We start from the raw sequence: 18093 nt of genomic DNA, 5'->3' as shown, positions 1-18093 counted from the left end.
AAGTATATTTACTGAATATGAAATTGCTTATATACAGCCTTATTAAATTCCCGGTCCCAAAAAAAATGCAAGAGTCCCTCTTTAAAATTAATACATTAATAATCCGTTTATTGATGGTATTAATAAACTCTTTAATTTGAAAATTAAACAATATTAGTTTTAAACTAAAATAGAACTTATATAAAAAGGTAAATATTATGTCTAGCTATGAACCTTTATTACCTGATGGTATTTCAAGCAGATATAATATTGATATAGTTGACAATAAAAACAAGAAATTAACTGACAACATTCACATTAATGAAGTGGAGAATATAGTTAAATACCTTGAAACACAAAACATCATCCCCAATGATACGAACAAAAAAAGAAATCTAAAAGTTACTCTCGTAGGAGAACATCAGTACCGCTTAAAAATAGGAAATTCTCAGTTTTATGTCGCAAGTGTTGGAAATACACAAGAAGCTGACAGCAAAGAAGTTACAGTCATAAAAGAAAAGATACTCCAGAACAAGTTCTTTAAGTTATTCCACAAAGTTTTTTCCACCATAAAACATCTTTTCTATGATAAAGAGAAATTTCCCCCTAAAGGCCAGCGCTTACCTAGTCAAATCATCAAGCAAGATTTCCGCACACTGCGCAAATCTTTATCCGCAGGGCAATCACTATTATCAAAAGACCGCGCCGGGGATCTAAACCAAAAGCTGACGCAAACTCTCGATAACACAAAAACTATAGAAGTTGCCCTATTATCCAAAGATCCCTCTAAGGAAATACTTCATCTCTCCCATGAATGGGCAGGGAAAATTAAAGGAATGGCTAATGGAGAAGAGTTTATTTTTGCCACAGGCTACATAAACAGTGAGGAGAATTTACAGCCGGTGATGGTCCGCTATTACAAAGTAAATAATGAGTTTTTTGTAGATATTTATTGCGATTCCCCTGAAGCAGGGAAAAAAATCAATCCTTTGCAGACCCGCAAAATCGAAATGAGCAGAAATGTACTTACAGACAATTTCATCCATCCCTTCCTCAACTTGCTTCTTCCCTCAGACCCGCAAAAAGGGTTGCCTGCCTTTGCCAAGAAAGATGAGACTTTTTCTGAGATAGTCGAAGAGAAGAAACGGGAAGATCTAAATAGCCTAGGGGTTGCTCTACCACCAGCAAATAAAGAGAAAACTCCAGCACAAGCTATGACCTTTGATAGGCTGATAAATTTATTAAATATTGAAACAAATGAAGAAGATCAACCGCTATTTTCATTTCCTAAGCAGGCTATACCAGGACCGGCTGCTATGCGGGAGCAGGATATTCAGGACGACGGAGCCGGTGTGGGTTTTGATTTATACGATGAAGTAGAACTTCCTCTTGCTGAAAACGCAAGAGTACAAAACCCTACCGACTCTAAACCAACGATCACAGCCTCTAAAACAGCTGAACAACGCCATATCAAATGGATGGATAGCCTGCTTACAGAGGAAAACCAAAAGCTTACAAGCTTCGAAAAATCCTCTCTCCTCTATGTCATGACAGAAACATCCGTCAAAAGACAAATGGACCAAATTACAGCTAAAACCCCCTTAATAGAACAACTGCGCATCTATAAAGATTGCTTAGCGCAAATTAAGCATGCCAGCACCAAAATAGCCCCCGCCATCATAGGGGATCCCAAAGCAACCATACTTGTTCCTCCTCGTTTATTAGCTTTGCAAGAAAAATGCGAACTGAAGATAGCTGGTCTTGGTGAAGGGATACGCAAAACAAGTCTTGAAGGCAATATGGCAGCATTGAATAGACCTACTGCCACCACAATTCCAATTTCTTTAGCTCCTCTATCAGACATTTCCGTGCAAAAAACCAAGGCTACATATTCTATTGGCACCTTAGACGTCTCACAAGCAGAAGCACATTGGAACGAAGAATATCCTAAACTCCAAAGTTCTATTGCTCACTACGAACAACCTTCCATACAAAAAGAAAAAGCCATTGCGGAAATTAATAGTGTGCTGGCAACCACCAAAAGTGCCTTAGAAAAAGCAGACCCCCTTGGAAAGCTTGCAGAGGTAACAAAACTGGAAGCTGAATTGGACACGCTCATTAATGACAACCAATTCAAAGAGATCAGCGAAAGGTTGCTTGCGTTAGTGGACGATGCTGCCCTAGAGAAATTCTTTAGAGCAATGTCAAATAAACATTTCACACGCACAGCATTCGATACAAGCATCAAAGACATAAGCATCTATATTAAAAATTTTAAAACCACAGCAACGCGGTTAGTTATTTCTCCATTGTTATTGCCTAAAGTATCTCCGGGAGAATATAACGGGCTCATTCATATGATCGACCCGCAGACGGTCTTTCCGGATGAGTACATGCCCTTGGTTAATCTTTTCAGAGCATCCAACCAGCTTTCCAACCTACTTACGGCAGATCAGCGCAAAGAGTACACTGCTGAACAAATGGACAATGATTACAATGATGCTTTAAGAGAGGCTACTCAGGCGGACTTAATCGATAAGCTCTCAGCCCTTGAACAGTCACTCTACGTTATTGCAGATACAGAACTTCATCATGAGATCAAAGACCTTTTAGAAGATTTCCGAAAAAATCACACTCAATACAGCCCTGCTGAATATAGTAATTTTTTAGAAAAATCCAAGCAAATTGGAAAAAAATTAGATTCTTTGCCTCCACTAGAGCTTCAATATGAAAAATTTAGTGATCCTTCTCAACACAATCAATTACTAGACCATTTAAAGGCACTTTCCAAAATGCCTATTATTAGATTTTCCACCATCCATCAAAATCTACAACAATTCCTAGTAGATTTTGAAAGGGTAAAGGATACGGAGGATCCAGCTCAACTTCAGGAACTTGTTGAAAAAGCAAAAGTAATTCACGAGGGACTGATTAACCTTCCAAGAGATGATACTGTTGAAAGATTTAGAAAATTGGAGACTTTTTCTAACCTTGCTGCTTTGAATATGCCGTCTAATGAGTTACTGGAAAATCTTGTCATTGAAAAAGAAGAAGACCTTGACGATCTTCCGCCTCTAGAAGCTGTCGAGAATATAAATCAACTTTCCACTTCTATCGTGAACAGTGTAGCAACTTTGGCTAATGAGTCTGCTGCAATCTTTAAGTCAGCCGCGCAGGTCCAAGATAAAGCTGCTATGAAACGGGGGTATGATCAAGCTATTACCTTGCTTAAGACCATCCCTCCGATGGGTACTGAAAGAGTGACCGGAGTGGCATCTCCTTGGAGCAATCTCAGCAGGGAAGAAGTTGCAATTGCTACGAATGCATTGGATACTCTCGAAAAAATTGTATGGGAATACTACATGCGTTTAGGAGTACCCGGAGCGCCGGGGGATGTTTCGCTGCTTCAAATTAAAACCCAAGCCATTCGTTTAGGATTAATGCGAAGAGAAGTGCAATTTGTTCAAAATTCAGTACAGGAACTTTTACAGAGTGCATCGCATAGCACCGACCCCGGGACCGTAACTAAAGCCAGAAAAATACTTGAAAGCCTCAACATCCTGGCAGGACAAGACCCTATCCCCGCCCAGATAAAAATTGATTTCAGTCAGCTCTCATTAGGTCACTTAGAAGTTCTATTGACCGATATAAAAGATTTAAATGGCAGTGAAGATATTCCCGTGGAAATGCTTATTGTAGACCGGTATACCCTTCCTCTCTACGAATATAACTTCAATTTTACTCAAGACCTGACAAACTTGAATTCATTAGGTGAAAATGCGCAAAGAGACTTAACCGCCACATTTCACTATCTGATACAGGACTTGCATTATGGGGCCGGCGATTTTATTTGGAGGAATCAAAACATTGATGTTTCCTATAGAACCCATCGAAATTTCACACTTTTTCATGTTAATGAAAAACCGGTGAATTCCCAAGTATCTTTGAACGAAAAAGTATTCTCTGGAGTCATCCCCGAGGGAAGTAAAGGTGCGGAATGGTCTAAACGCTTATTAAGCAGCTTCATATACTATAAAACCGTCTCAGACCCTAATTTCACCTTGAAAGACCCTAATCAGAAAAAATCCTTTCTGGAAACACACCCCGATTCGATACTCAGGGAAGGAGAAGTAGAAATCCATCATGGAAAAACTCCGACAATTACCAATACTAGAGGAGACACAATCGCTGAAGTACACGTCCAAGGGAATGGTGTAACCAATCAACGTCAAGTACACCTACCTGTTATGTTCCATTATGAATCTGATCTTGCACCTTTCCTCATCGATCGCAGACACCACGGAACCTTTAGCGGCTGGACAGAATACGCAGAACAGCAAAGCACAAAATCCCCTACAGCTTTACCTTCAGACACCTTAGCAAACTTGCTGTCCATCAGACAAATTGTCGGGGATACCGATAGAATGTACGGTACAAGTTATGGGTCCTCGACACTCCCCAACGCGATCGACTACCTTTGCCATATAGAAAATGTTGCCACCTTAAACAATGACTATGTCCAAAAATTCTTATTAGAGTCCATGTTCGGTCCCTTTGTTGCTCAAGAAGGCTTAGTGGAACACTTGCCCCATATTGTGAATGCAATGGATCCTTTGGAAAAATGCATGTCTTATTGCCTTGAAAATGGGAAAGTAGCCGAGATGGCGTTTCTAATTACCGTGATGGAAAAGTTATTAGAGCAGGTGAATTTTGCTCTGGAAGATGTGGAGAAAAGAGGAATTGCCGGAAGTTCTTATACCATGCTTCCTAATTGGAAAGGACGCGTTCATACAGCACATGGCCTGAACATCGTAATGGCAAGGAAATACGGCGATTTATCAAAAACTGACTTTGATGATATTACGACCGCAAAGATGCTGCCGGAAGAATATTCACACCCCATAGTTGCGCATGCGTTGAAACTCGGCATCTTACGAGATAGATTGCTAGGCAATATAAACGGAATGGGCACGACATTAATCGAAGCTTTCAAAGAGTCCTATTTTGAAAGATCCCAGGATGATAACGTCTGGAAAATAGACCGCTTCGCATTACCCGGACAGGTCTTGGTCTATCTAAACCTAGTGGAAGAATATCAACGCTTTTTATCCGAAGATGGAATGGAAGGCGGATTAAGTAAACTAAAAGATGATGCAACTCCTCATGATCTCTCTATCATGCTCTCCGCTTGGAATACACTGGCCAACCAAAAAAACCCTGCATTCAATACAGTAAGAAACCAAAATGCTGTTACTTGGCTAGAAAAGAACGTAGGAGAATATCTAGAGGCACATCTAAACGATGACGAAGTCCAGGCAGAGCTTACCAACACCTATTTACGATTAACTCCTAATGTATCCTCAGGAGAACTTACAAATTTACAACCCTGGACATTTAAACCTCCTGGCATTTATTCCACTGTAGACCATCTAAACCGTCAATTAACTTTAGATTTAAGCCGAAGCCCCTCCACATTCTTAAAAGGTGAGTTCATAGAAGAAGTTGAAGAAAAACCTAGAAAAATCCCTTATCACCTTCTTAGCCGTAAAGATGTCAAACAAGCTCTGGGAGATGTAAACATCACTACACTATCTTCTTCTGAAGGTAAGCAAACAGTTTTTAAGTGGTCGCATGATGGTCAAGAATTTACCCTTAGGGAACTGGAATCAGGAGACCCAAAATCGCGTATTGAAATAACACGTAAAATAGAGGGAAAAGAATACATATTCCAGACTGTGTCGTTAGATGCAGAAGCAAGTTCCACAATGGCCGGAAAGATCCTATCTGAATACGGTGTTTGGCGCTCTACTAACTCACAAAATACCTTTGTGTTTACGCAAGGAATGGAAAACCCCACGGAAGCAGAATCCTTCCGTCTAGATATGAATGCTGAAAATACAGCAGGAAGACTAGTATCCATGGACACTAAGAACCTTGTAGGGGGTTCTCCTGTCTCTAAGGCCTCCCCCCTCCTCTTTGCTTCAGCGTCTAACACGATTGTTATTTATGACAATAGTTCCGCAAGCGAATTGCGCCTTCTAAATACTCCACTAAAATTCACCAAAAAAGCGGCAGAAAAACAGTGGGAATGCACGTTGAATGGAACGGCAATCGGCAAGTTAGGTCTCCCTGCAAGAGAGAATGAAATCTTTTGCGAGAACAACTTTGGAAGCCACTGGGATCAATATATAGTACCATTGGAAACTGAAAGTGGACTCAGCAAATTTGTGCTTATCCCTTATCGTCAAAGCTATGATGCAGTTAGAAAAGGAGTCTATCCGGATCAAACCTCTCTTTCAGAAGTTGCTAAACCTGAAGTCATCACTATAAATAAAGATGGGACATTGCAATGTTCCCTCACAGCTTCATTATATCTAGCCAATCAAATGCTTCTAGAGGCAAATAACACTAAAGATGCAAGTTTATCTCGCAATTACTGCTTAAAGGCAGAGAAACTTCTTACTAAAATCACTCAAGAGAACCCACCCACAAGTCCCGAAGAACGCGCTCAATTATTTAAAATGCTCTCGGATATAGAAAAACAAATTCCGATAACCCTACCCAAAATGCCGTCTAAATCTGTATTGTCACTCGCATTAAAATTGAGGTTGCAAATCCATAGACTCCAAGAAGGTTTTGGCGCTTCTTCAGTGATGAAATTTACCCCTGCCGAGAAATATGAGAGCTTAGAAACAACATTCAAACTTACCGAAGCCTACCAGCAAATCAAACCCTCCACAAATAAAACGACCCCGTCTCAATTACTCAGAGCAGAATTTGATCTCACACCGGAAGAAAATGCTAAGTTATTAGAAACTGTCGGTGTTTTCATGAAGAACCTGTTGACAGGTGTTGAAGGAAGCGGTAATTACTTCTCCACCGTTTTCGACTCTAAGCCTCCCACTTCCATTCCCGTCCCCACAGATCTTTCTCCAGAGTTTCTATTAGCCCTCATCCGCGCAGCAAAAAAACCTGAAAATATCCCCCCTTTAGCACTGACACACCGTACAAATCCCCTACTGATCCATGAACTTGTAGAAAACTTCTGGTCGTACTTTTTTGTCATAAAAAATAATAAACTCTCTCCTAGTGATCTTCTTATCCTGATGGAACCTTCTACATTGCCCATGGACATTACACCCGAAGAAAAAGATCGCTTAAAAAACATTGACTTACAGACAAGGCAGTTTCTCTTAACCTATGCCGAAATGCAAACCACAGTGCTTTCCAAAGATCCTAAAACAACGATGGAAGAATCTTTAAAAAAAGCTAAAAAAGAATTTGATGACAGTATGTCTTCTCCTGCAACTAAAGAGATGCTAGACAAAATGAAGTCCAATGCACACCCTTTAGCTGGTTTGATCGATCGTTTTACCTCTGAAATGAAGAATTTAAAAGTGGAGACTACTACTCAAAAGGTAGGTGAAAAAGATGTGACGGTTGTTGATATAAATGCTCTAGTCAAGCAAGTCAATTCCCTTAAAACTGCCATCTATAACGTCCGTTCAGAAGTTTATAGAACAAAAGAAGCCGCCAAAAACTTCTTATCCGATCTCACCACAGCCTATAATCATCTTGATAACGAAAAGCAAACTATCTCTAAACAACTAGAAAGACTTCAAAATTCTCTGAATATCTCTACGGATGAGGAAACAAAAAAGGATCTTGAAATACAAATCGAAGAATACAAAGAGAACCTAAAAAAAGTCGAAGGCAAAATAGATGAGCTGAACGCCTCCTCTAATCAAGATCCCATCAGTAATAAGAGCGTATCCAAAAAAGAAATTCTAAAAAATATTCAAAGTTATCAAAAAAATATTCAAACTTTGGAAGACACCTATACTACTATTAAACTTCAGGAAGAGGGGATTGAAAAATTCCTTGATAAAGCTAAAAGCAGCCAAATAGCCCTCCTTAAGCTTGCCCAAATTGAAGTTATTTTTGATCAGATTGAAAATGACAACTTTGTCACTGATCCTCATTTTAAAATGCCTTCAGGAGATAGTGAAAAAGCTCTAGCAAAAGAATTCCTTAGAGAAATGAAGGATAATCCCCAAGTGTTCCAAGAGGATAAAATCGGTGTGATTCGCTGGGCTATCAATGAACTTGGATTGATCAGAGGCGCTAAATTCCTGTGGAATATGTATAAGATAGATCAGTCGGGTGTCACTGAAACCGCAGAAAAATTCACAACGGCTCTTGCCGGTATTTTGGTAACATCCAATGCCTTGATGGATGAAAAACATGTGGAAGCTAACCGTAGCTCTCAAACGCCTTTAAGCTTAAATCCTATTGAAGATTTTGATGAAGCGCTAGCCTCGAGCTATCTCAACGATACTGAAATTGAACAATTTAAAGAAAAGCTTGCTTCAACACCTAAAAATGAAAGAAAAGCCTTTCTTAAAGAACTGTCCAATGTAATGAAAGTTTCCGAGAAAATGGCTAGCGAAATGATGCAAACTTCAAATGCAATCCAATCCATTAACAGCAATTCATCACAAATCCGAAGAAATACTGTACCAAAGCAAATGAATGCTATCCCTTTCCCAAATACAGCTCAAAAGCTGAGAATGACAGAGGCACAACTTAAGGAATTCACTTCCCTCTTTCCCAGTACTGTGAAGCCAAGTAAAATTCTCGAGCTCATTGAAATCTTCAGTCAGGATAAATCCCTCGAAGCAATGATTGCGGAAATCCCCTCTACATATTGGACAGAGGATTTGACACCCTATATCCTTGGCATAAGAGATATGCGCTCATCGTTAGGAAAAGAACAAATTAAAGAGATTGCTGCTATCGGCCGTAGCAACATTGCTGATTTGCTCGAAGGATTCCAAACGATCTATAAGCAATGGCAAGAACAGCAGCATAAGAATCTAATCCAAAATCTTATCAAAGAAACAGTACCAACCTCTTCTGAAAGTTCTGATTCTCAATATAGCAAAGACTTAACAACCGCCCTTAATAATTTGGAAGATAATAATCCTCTGCCTATCAACAATGTCATTACTGCTGCAAGCCTACCCAAGGTCTATGAAAAATTCCAAAATCTAGTCCTAACAAAAGAACAAACACTGACCTCTCTAAGTGCTGATGCCATTCAAACTATCAAATCCTGTCCTTTCCAAAATCTTCCTAAAGAGCTCCAGCAATTACGTGCTCTTAAAGCTACGGATGAAGAAATTCTTCAGCAAGCTCTCTATTTAAATAGCCGGAACAAATTATCTAATCTTCCTGAATTAGAAAACCAACTCATCCACTATTGCGTAGAAAGTGCAGCCTTAAAGACCCTTGTTTCAGGTCAAAACAATGCTAAAGCTTCCTTAACTAGACTGGTGGAGCTTGCTCAATTGAGAAAAGAACTTTCTACATTCCAGCCTCAAAGCAAAGACAGGGTTGCAGCATTAAAAAAATTAGACGCGCTTGAAAAAGAATGGAGAGCCGAATCGGGCAGGCTTATCGACTATTTAGACCGTTGCCAAAGCACATTGGAATTAGAGAATATCCCCGAAAGTTTGAAGCCGCATCTTAAAACTATCGTCTATCTACAGCATCTTGTGGGGATAGTCCTGCGCCAAGATCAATTTGAAAACCTAGATACCGCCTTAAGTCAGAATGCCACCGTTCTAACTTTACTTATGGGTGCAGGCAAAACATCCACTTTAATGCCGTTCCTACTAGGTATACTGCTTCAGATGGGCCATAATGTTGTTGGTGTCCTGCCCAGGGAACAGTTCGGTGCAGATATGAAGCAGCTGGATGAAACGACACGCAGCATTCTTCAATATGCCGGTCAAGAGTTTCTCTTCGCACGCGATCAACTGAAACTCCCCATCAGTGAGGCCACCTTAGCAGTCCTGTCACAACGTTGTGCAAGCTTTTTAGAAAGCTGCGCCACACAGGACAAATACATCCTTACTACGGCAGAGTCTAAAGCTTCCTTAGACGATAAAATAGCCGAACTCGAAATTCAGCAAGCCAAGCTTTTAGATAAAGTTAAAAATCTAAAGCCTAAAGATGAGGATAAGAAATCAGAGTTATTCAATCAGATCAAACGCACTGAAAGCGCTTTAGGGATGCTATACCGCGTGCAAGGGGTTTTTGAAAATCCGATGACACGTGTTCTTACTGATGAGATCGACTATATTTTGCGTTCTAACTACTCCGTCAATGCTGAAATGGGCCAGAAAACCGCTCCTCCTCCCCTATTCACACAACCTGTCCACCAACTTTTCAGTATCATTCGCGACAGCGAAAATCCCGCTATTTCAAACCTCAACACTCTTTTATTATCGAACGAGCAGATATCCCTGAACAATAAGGAATCTATTGATATGGCTCTTCAGGCTATTGCTGACGAATGGCTTCAAAAATATGGGGAACATCTACCCGAATCCTTCAGAACTAAAGGATCCAACGAAAATAATCAGCTGCTTAATTGGTTTTCGGGAGGTCCCTTCCCAGAGTTACTTTTCCGCGATTTAGATTCCGTTTCCGCCGATACGCTTTTTATCGCACGTGCGGCACTGCATCAAGCCTTACGTACATGTCTAGGATTTAAAATTGGCTTAAATACCAATTTCGACCCTAATGCTGAAGCTTTGGGAGTACCTGCTACACAAGGTGCAACGAATGCAACAACCAAGTATTCGGATGTATTAATGCAGCTATGTGTAAGTCAAATGATAGCGACATATAAACCTCAAGGGGAAGAATATGTTACAGCTACGGCTTCCAAAGTGATTATTTCTTTGCGCAATACTAAAGCCCAACTAGAAAAAGATCTCGAAGAAACCCCTACCAAAACCTGGTTAGAGAAAGAGATTAAACTTTATGAAGAGGCTATTACAAATCTAAACAGTGTTTATGAGAAAAAAAATGAACAGCAAGAGCCCATGGCCCATAATTTAGAGGGTAAAGAACCTTGGAAGGTACTTGTCAGACAAACTTTCTCCGAAGCCTTAACTTCTTCCGGATTGGTATATACATCTACAACACAAATTCAACGCCCTGTTCAGGCAGCTTTCTGGGGTAGTAATCTTATTGGATTTACCGGCACTGCCACACGTAATATCAGCCACCTGGTTACAGCCACAGGCTGTGAAACCGCTATGGACAATGTCACCAAAACCGGGAAAAGCAGCACTGCTGAAGTCATTTACCGCATTGCCGCAAGTTTACCCCAAGGATTGGATACTGTACTGGGTACATATCCTTCAGATAGAAATCAGCAATTAGGATTACTCATTGAAAAGGCTAAAGATAAAAATGAACGTTTCATCATTAACCAAGCAGGTATTTGCGACCATATCACTGCGCAAGAGTTAGTAAAAAAACTCCATACGGAATCTTTACGGCCTATCGTACATGTAGATGTGACAACAAAACGCAAATCCGTATGGATCAATGGTAATTTTAAAGAACTGGATAAACTTACTCCCAAAGAAATGAAGCAGGTGGAGGAAGAGGGACTTTTCTATTACCACACTCAACATACAAGAGGAACCCACTTCTCAATTCCCATTGGTTCTGAAGGAACGATTTTTCTCTCCCCTACAGTCAATGCGAACGACAGGGATCAAGCCTTCTACCGTGCTCGTAAACTAGGTGTCGGACATACTGTAAAACCCTACATCTCAGAAAAAGACAACTCGACCTTCCAACAAGAGCACAAACTTGCGGGCAATGCCCAACTCAAACATCTTCTAAAGAAAAACCATGAACAAACCTATCAAGACGAAGCTGATGAAGCTAAAGATGCTTATATCATCCGTATTACTGCACCCCTCGTTAAAGCGGGCGACCGTATACGCAGACGCCTACGCACAGAATATGCGATGGAATCGCCTTCTGAAACTCGGGGCTTAGCTCCAAAACTTATAGATGAAAAATTAAAACCCCAACATATCTGCTCTGAAATCATAGATGTCTTCCAGGCAATCTACTCTAACGATACAAGCACAACGGCTTACATGGGTTCTCTACGTTCCCAAGGTAAAAAAGGCTTATCTGTAGACACTCCCGACTACCTACGTGGTCAGATTACAAATAGGCAGAATAAATTATTGGAAATCCAATCAGGTTTGACTAATGCACTATTTAATTATCCTCCCTTTAAAGAGGACGAGAAACTTCAAAGCGATGTGAAAAACCTCCTATCTAAACTCGAAGACACTGACTTATCCGTTAAAGATAAGTTAGATCAACTCAATACTGTGGCACGAATTCAAAGATATCCATTAGTACTTTTTTTAGATGCTTTTGAAGAGCTATTTACTGCCGGCAGTGAACTTAAAAATGAAATCGAACGCATCAAAACTCAAGCAGCGAAGATTAAAACCGAGCTCAAGCCCACCATTGCTACTGCCGCCCAGTCTGCACAAACCTCTGAATCCGAGGCTGAAGCCGAAGAACAACAAGAACAAGAAATCCAGTCTACTTCTGAAGAAGCAGCAAATAACAATAGAGATCAAAACGGGCGAAAATTTTTTAGCGCTGTAGATGATGATGTCTTTAATTCTATCGATATGGAGCAAAAAAATGATTTCAGAAAGGCAATCCCCATAGCATTCGACGTTCATGTGAGGAACGGGAAGAAAACCTTCGCTAAAATTGGAATAAATCTTTGGTCTGATAGGTGCGTCCTCTCTGAAAGGCTGGCCGCACAATTAAAGCATAATCCTCTTAATTTAAAAAATGTGGCCCTCCTTTTTGCGGAAAATGATACAGGTGACCTAAGGATTGTAATGTGTGATCTCCTTAGTGAAGGAAATTACATTCTAAGCGAACATAATGCATCGCAGTTTACACAAGTTAATCCCCAAAATAGGACTTTTAAACCCATCAACTTCAGTCTATTTCTTCCTGCTGCAAATGCTACAGGTGATTTAGAATTAAACTTTTTGGGTTCAGCACGGGCGATGAAAGGTTTAAAAGACCAAGTTTTAAATGATTACGACGAATCGCAATTTTATTATCAGGCCGAAGCATTCATCGCTCTTCTACATATCGGATTTGCTAATATGACGGCCGATCAATATGAAGTCACAGCTGCATATTTTGCGAAACAATCACCCGAAATTCAAAAAGACATAGAAGACTCTCTTAAAAAACACCTGGGTTCCGTAAATCCAGAACTTTTTATTCGCGCCATGCAAAAAATTAAAGGGGGTGCTCCTCTCTAAAATGTTAAATTTTTCTCTTTGCAGTAGTGAAATTATCCGAAATATCGCGAGTTAAAAGATTCATTTTATAAGAAACTGAAAAGTGACTCTTCCTCACTAAAATCCTTAAGCTTTAATTAACTGGGAGCTATACTGAAAGTATATCTCCTTGAGGTCCCCATGCACCACTCTCCCCAAAAAATTTTCGGCACCGACGGCGTCCGAGGCAGAGCTAACACGCTGCCCATGACCGTCGAAATGGCCCTGGCCCTAGGCCGCGCTGCCGGGAAAGCTCTGCGACAAAAATATAACCGCCCCAAAGTTGTTATAGGAAAAGATACCCGCTTATCATGTTACATGTTCGAAAACGCGCTCATCGCCGGACTATGCTCTATGGGTATAGATACTTTGATGGTTGGACCCCTTCCCACTCCTGGCGTAGCCTTCATCACCCGCGCCTATCGCGCTGCAGCAGGCATCATGATCTCTGCCTCACATAACCCCTACTACGATAACGGCATTAAGTTTTTCACATCAGAAGGCTTCAAACAACCTGACGAATGGGAAGGAATGATTGAAGAATGGGTTTCCGTCAATGATTTCAGCGGATCGCTCCCTCAAGATAGAGATCTCGGACGCAACAGCAAAATCATCGATGCCGACGGACGCTACATTGAATTTGCAAAAGCCACTTTCCCTAAAAACCTCTCCCTAAAAAATCTCTCTATCGCACTCGACTGCTCCAACGGCGCCGGCTACAAGGTTGCTCCCCTTGTTTTTTACGAATTAGATGCTTCTGTCTATGTCATAGGAAATAAACCCGACGGCTTAAACATAAACCTAGGCTGCGGTTCTCTCCATCCTGAAAATGTCCAAAAAGCTGTCATAGAAAAACATGCCGATATTGGTATTGCACTTGACGGTGACGCTGACCGCGTTATCATGGTCGACGAAAATGCCCAAATTGTCGATGGAGACACTATCCTCGCTATTTGTGCTGCCGACATGAAAAAACGGGGCTGCCTCGCAAATGATCAAGTTGTAGGCACTGTCATGAGCAATCTCGGTTTTATCAAAGCCATGGAAGCAATGGGCATTACAGTCCACCAAGCTGCTGTCGGCGACCGCTACGTTATCCAGAGCATGCTCCAATACGGCGCTAACCTTGGCGGAGAACAAAGCGGACATCTGATATTCCTTGATCACAATACGACCGGCGACGGCCTAGTTGCTGCCCTGCAAGTGCTGCGCATTATGATCGAAACCGGTTCCAGACTATCAGACCTCTGTAATCTCTATCACAAATATCCTCAGGCTTATGTCAATGTCAAAGTGACTAATAAACCTCCCTTAGATTCTCTTCCAGGCCTTCAGGAAACCATTTCCGACATCAAAGTCAAACTCGGCGACAGCGGCAGGATCCTTGTACGCTATTCCGGAACAGAAGACATCTGCCGTATCATGGTAGAAGGGCCAAAACAAAAGCTCGTCAACCAATATGCTACTGAAATCGCTAAAACTTTAGAAACAGAGCTGCTTCACTCTAAATAGGTATACTTATGTGCGGAATTTTTGGTTACACAGGTCATCGTAAAGCTGCAAAGATAGCTATTGAAGGGCTAAAACGCTTAGAATACCGTGGCTACGATTCTGCCGGGATAGCTCTTTTAGAAAATGGGAACATCTCCTTCAACAAACAGCGCGGTAAAGTCGCAGAATTAGAAAAAGTGCTGAATGGCCACTCGGACAATGCCCATCTCGCCATAGCACACACACGTTGGGCTACCCATGGCAAACCTTCCGAGATCAATGCCCACCCCCATTTGGATGAGAATAAAACTTTAGCGCTAGTCCACAACGGCATCATAGAAAACTACCAAGCCCTGCGCAGTATGCTGATAGAAAAAGGTGTGAAATTCACTTCGGAAACAGATACCGAAGTCGTAGCGCATCTTATTGCAAAAAATTATGAAGGCAATTTGCTTGCAACAATAAAACATGTGCTGACACTAATTCAAGGGGCATTTTCTATCGCACTCATTCATAAAGACTACCCCGGTAAAATCTTTGCCTTCGCCCACCATGCGCCCCTCGCAATTGGACTAGGCGTGAATGAAGCCTTTGTCTCTTCCGATGCCACAGCATTCGGCGAATATACACGTGAAGTAACCTTCCTGGGAAACAATGAAATTGCTGTTATCGATGCAAATAAAATCGAACTATACAGCGTAGACCTTGCCCCCATATCACGCGAAATGCAACAGCTTTCAGCTTCAGCATGCGAAATCAATAAGGGAAAATACGAGCACTTTACCCTGAAAGAGATTTTTGAGCAGCCAACGACCATAAGCAACGCTATTGAAGGACGCATTATTAAAGAATATGGCACTGCCTCATTCCAAGAACTGCGCATGAATCCCAACGACATGTTGTCAATACAACGTATCCTCATACTAGCTTGCGGAACTTCTTGGCATGCAGGCTATCTTGCAACCTACCTTTTTGAGGATCTAGCCCGTATCCCCACGCAAGTAGAGATCTCCTCAGAATACCGCTACAAAAATCCCGTCGTTGTTCCTGGAACATTAGTCATAGCGATAAGCCAATCAGGCGAAACAGCTGACACACTAGCCGCAGTGCGCGAACTGAAAGCAAAAGGCGCCAACATCCTAGCCATTTGCAATATTGACTCTTCTACTTTAGTAAGAGAAGCAGACAACACCCTTTTCCTGCGCGCAGGCCCGGAAATCGGAGTTTGTTCCACTAAAGCCTTTACAAGCCAAGTAGTCATTCTGACCCTTCTCGCACTTCAAATGGCCCGTATGCGCCATCTTTCCAAAACAGAAGGACAGGATTTTATTACTGCGCTTGAAAAATTACCGGAGCAAGTTGAAAAAGTTCTATCGATGGCTTCAGGCATACGACAACTTGCAGAGAAATATTCCCACTACGAGAATTTCTTCTTCCTAGGAAGACGTTATATGTACCCCACAGCAATGGAAGGGGCATTAAAACTAAAAGAGATTTCTTATATCAATGCCAATGCATACGCTGCCGGCGAAATGAAACACGGCCCTATTGCGCTTATTGGAGAGAACTGCCCCACAGTGGCATTCTGCGCTAATAAGCAAACTGCGGACAAATTCATGAGCAATCTCATGGAAGTCAAATCACGCAATGGCCCTATCCTGGCAATTGCAGAAGAAGGAATGCAAGGTCTTGAAGGGATAGCGGATGATGTAATCCTTGTGCCCTCTACAATTGATGAATTAGCCCCTATCTTATCCACTGTGGCTGCCCAACTATTTGCATACTACGTAGCATTAAGCCGCGGTTCGGACATTGACCAACCACGCAATTTAGCTAAGTCCGTCACTGTAGAATAGTAGCTAATAACTGCGAAGCAGTATTTTGCCACGAAATGGCTACATGAAGCTAGCCAGCGAATGAGCGAAGCGAGTAAACGATCTTTTTAAAAACATTGTATGATGCCCTCGACAAGTCGAGGGCTATGAAAGCGGCGACAAGTCGCCGCACTCCTACACTAGGACAGGGTTTGCTTACCTTACCCTTTTTCTGCAGCGATTTCCAGCTTGCGTTGTTGCGCAAACTCTTTCGCTTCTGCAAAAACAACACTTGCTAATGCAATCAGTCCTATCAAGTTAGGGAAGGCCATTAACCCGTTTGTGATGTCAGAAAGCTTCCATACAATCTCAAGATCCAAAATAGCTCCGGGAATAACTACAAGTGTAAATAAGGCGCGGTACCAAGGGATTGCTTTTTCACCCATCAGATATTCCATGCACTTTTCGCCATAATAAGCCCAGCCTACAATAGTGGTAAAAGCGAAAAGAATCAAACCTACCGTGACAATATAATGTCCACCTGGAATAGCCATATTAAAAGCCTTTAATGTCAAACTAGCGCCTGTCATCAGCTTTCCGGCTTCATCCACGCTGCCAAACACCCCGGTCACCCCAATCACTAGGCCCGTGACTGTACACATGATGACTGTTGCCAGAAAAGCACCTGTCATAGAGACTAAAGCTTGACGGCAAGGAACGTCTGTCACTGCGGCCGCTGCTGCAATAGAAGCTGTTCCTAATCCAGCTTCACTCGTCATCAACCCCCGGCTTGCCCCTACTTGAATTGCCATTACAATAGTCGCACCCATAAAACCGCCAAAAGCTGCCTGACCAGTAAATGCAGCTGTCACGATATTTACAAATACTTGAGGAATGTTCTCCCAAAACGTGACCAACACAACAAGGGCGCCACCGATGTAGATGATAGCCATCAAAGGGACTAATACGCTGGCTACTTTACCTATGCTTTTGATCCCCCCTATGAGTGTCAGTGCCACCAATACAGCTAAAACAACTCCTGTCCAGTTGGGATCCACATTAAATGTTGCCTTCATGACGTCAGCAACAGAGTTAGCCTGAAGCATGTTGCCCCCGCCAAAAGCTGCGATGGCACCAAAGAAAGCGAATGCAAAAGCTAACCAACGCCAATTGAGACCACGCTCGATAAAATACATAGGTCCACCGCTCATCTCGCCACGTTTGTCCATGGTACGATACTTTACGGCTAACACTGCCTCAGCAAATTTCGTAGCCATGCCGATAATTGCGGTTACCCACATCCAAAATAGCGCACCCATTCCGCCCACAGTGATAGCTGTTGCCACACCTGCGATGTTACCTATGCCGATAGTGGCTGCCAAGGCGGTCATTAAGGATTCGAAATGCGAAATATCTCCCTTAGCCTGTGATTTTTCATGCCTTAAGACTAAAGAGAGTGCATAACGCAATTGGGTAAATTGGATTCCTCCTAAACGGATTGTGAAATATAAACCCACACCCATTACGAGAAGTGGAAGAGGCCAGCTCCAAATACAAGCATAAAGTATATCCATCCATGATAACACTGTGTCCAACTGCAATACTCC

General features: G+C 41.8%; 4 protein-coding genes. 3 read left to right on the top strand and 1 reads right to left on the bottom strand.

The window, feature by feature from the left end; all coding sequences use genetic code 11:
• Positions 1-197: 197 nt before the first annotated feature.
• From WC222_01115 to glmS, 3 genes are all read left to right on the top strand, one after another.
• Positions 198-13163, top strand: a complete 12966-nt coding sequence (locus WC222_01115; GenBank protein MFA6914971.1) for a hypothetical protein — start codon at positions 198-200, stop codon at positions 13161-13163.
• Between the two features lie 159 nt (positions 13164-13322).
• Positions 13323-14693 (top strand): phosphoglucosamine mutase, encoded by a 1371-nt coding sequence (glmM, locus tag WC222_01110; protein ID MFA6914970.1) that lies wholly within the window; start codon positions 13323-13325, stop codon positions 14691-14693.
• Positions 14694-14701: 8 nt separating this feature from the next.
• Complete coding sequence (gene glmS, locus WC222_01105; protein ID MFA6914969.1) at positions 14702-16528, top strand: glutamine--fructose-6-phosphate transaminase (isomerizing); 1827 nt, start codon at positions 14702-14704, stop codon at positions 16526-16528.
• Positions 16529-16707: 179 nt separating this feature from the next.
• Here the strand turns inward: glmS and WC222_01100 are convergent, their stop codons facing one another.
• Positions 16708-18072 carry a sodium:alanine symporter family protein gene (locus WC222_01100; protein ID MFA6914968.1) on the bottom strand — a complete coding sequence of 455 codons (1365 nt, stop codon included), beginning with the start codon at positions 18070-18072 and terminating at the stop codon, positions 16708-16710.
• Positions 18073-18093: the final 21 nt, after the last annotated feature.

The sequence above is a fragment of the Parachlamydiales bacterium genome (genome assembly GCA_041671045.1).
GTDB lineage: Bacteria > Chlamydiota > Chlamydiia > Chlamydiales > JABDDJ01 > JABDDJ01.
The sequence above is the reverse complement of the archived record's forward strand: the minus strand, read 5'-3'. Positions and strand labels throughout refer to the sequence as shown.

Bases quoted from the DNA above. Each gene is read 5' to 3' on its own strand.
- WC222_01115 (MFA6914971.1), top strand. From the start codon at position 198: ATGTCTAGCTATGAACCTTTATTACCTGATGGTATTTCAAGCAGATAT.
- glmM (MFA6914970.1), top strand. From the start codon at position 13,323: ATGCACCACTCTCCCCAAAAAATTTTCGGCACCGACGGCGTCCGAGGC.
- glmS (MFA6914969.1), top strand. From the start codon at position 14,702: ATGTGCGGAATTTTTGGTTACACAGGTCATCGTAAAGCTGCAAAGATA.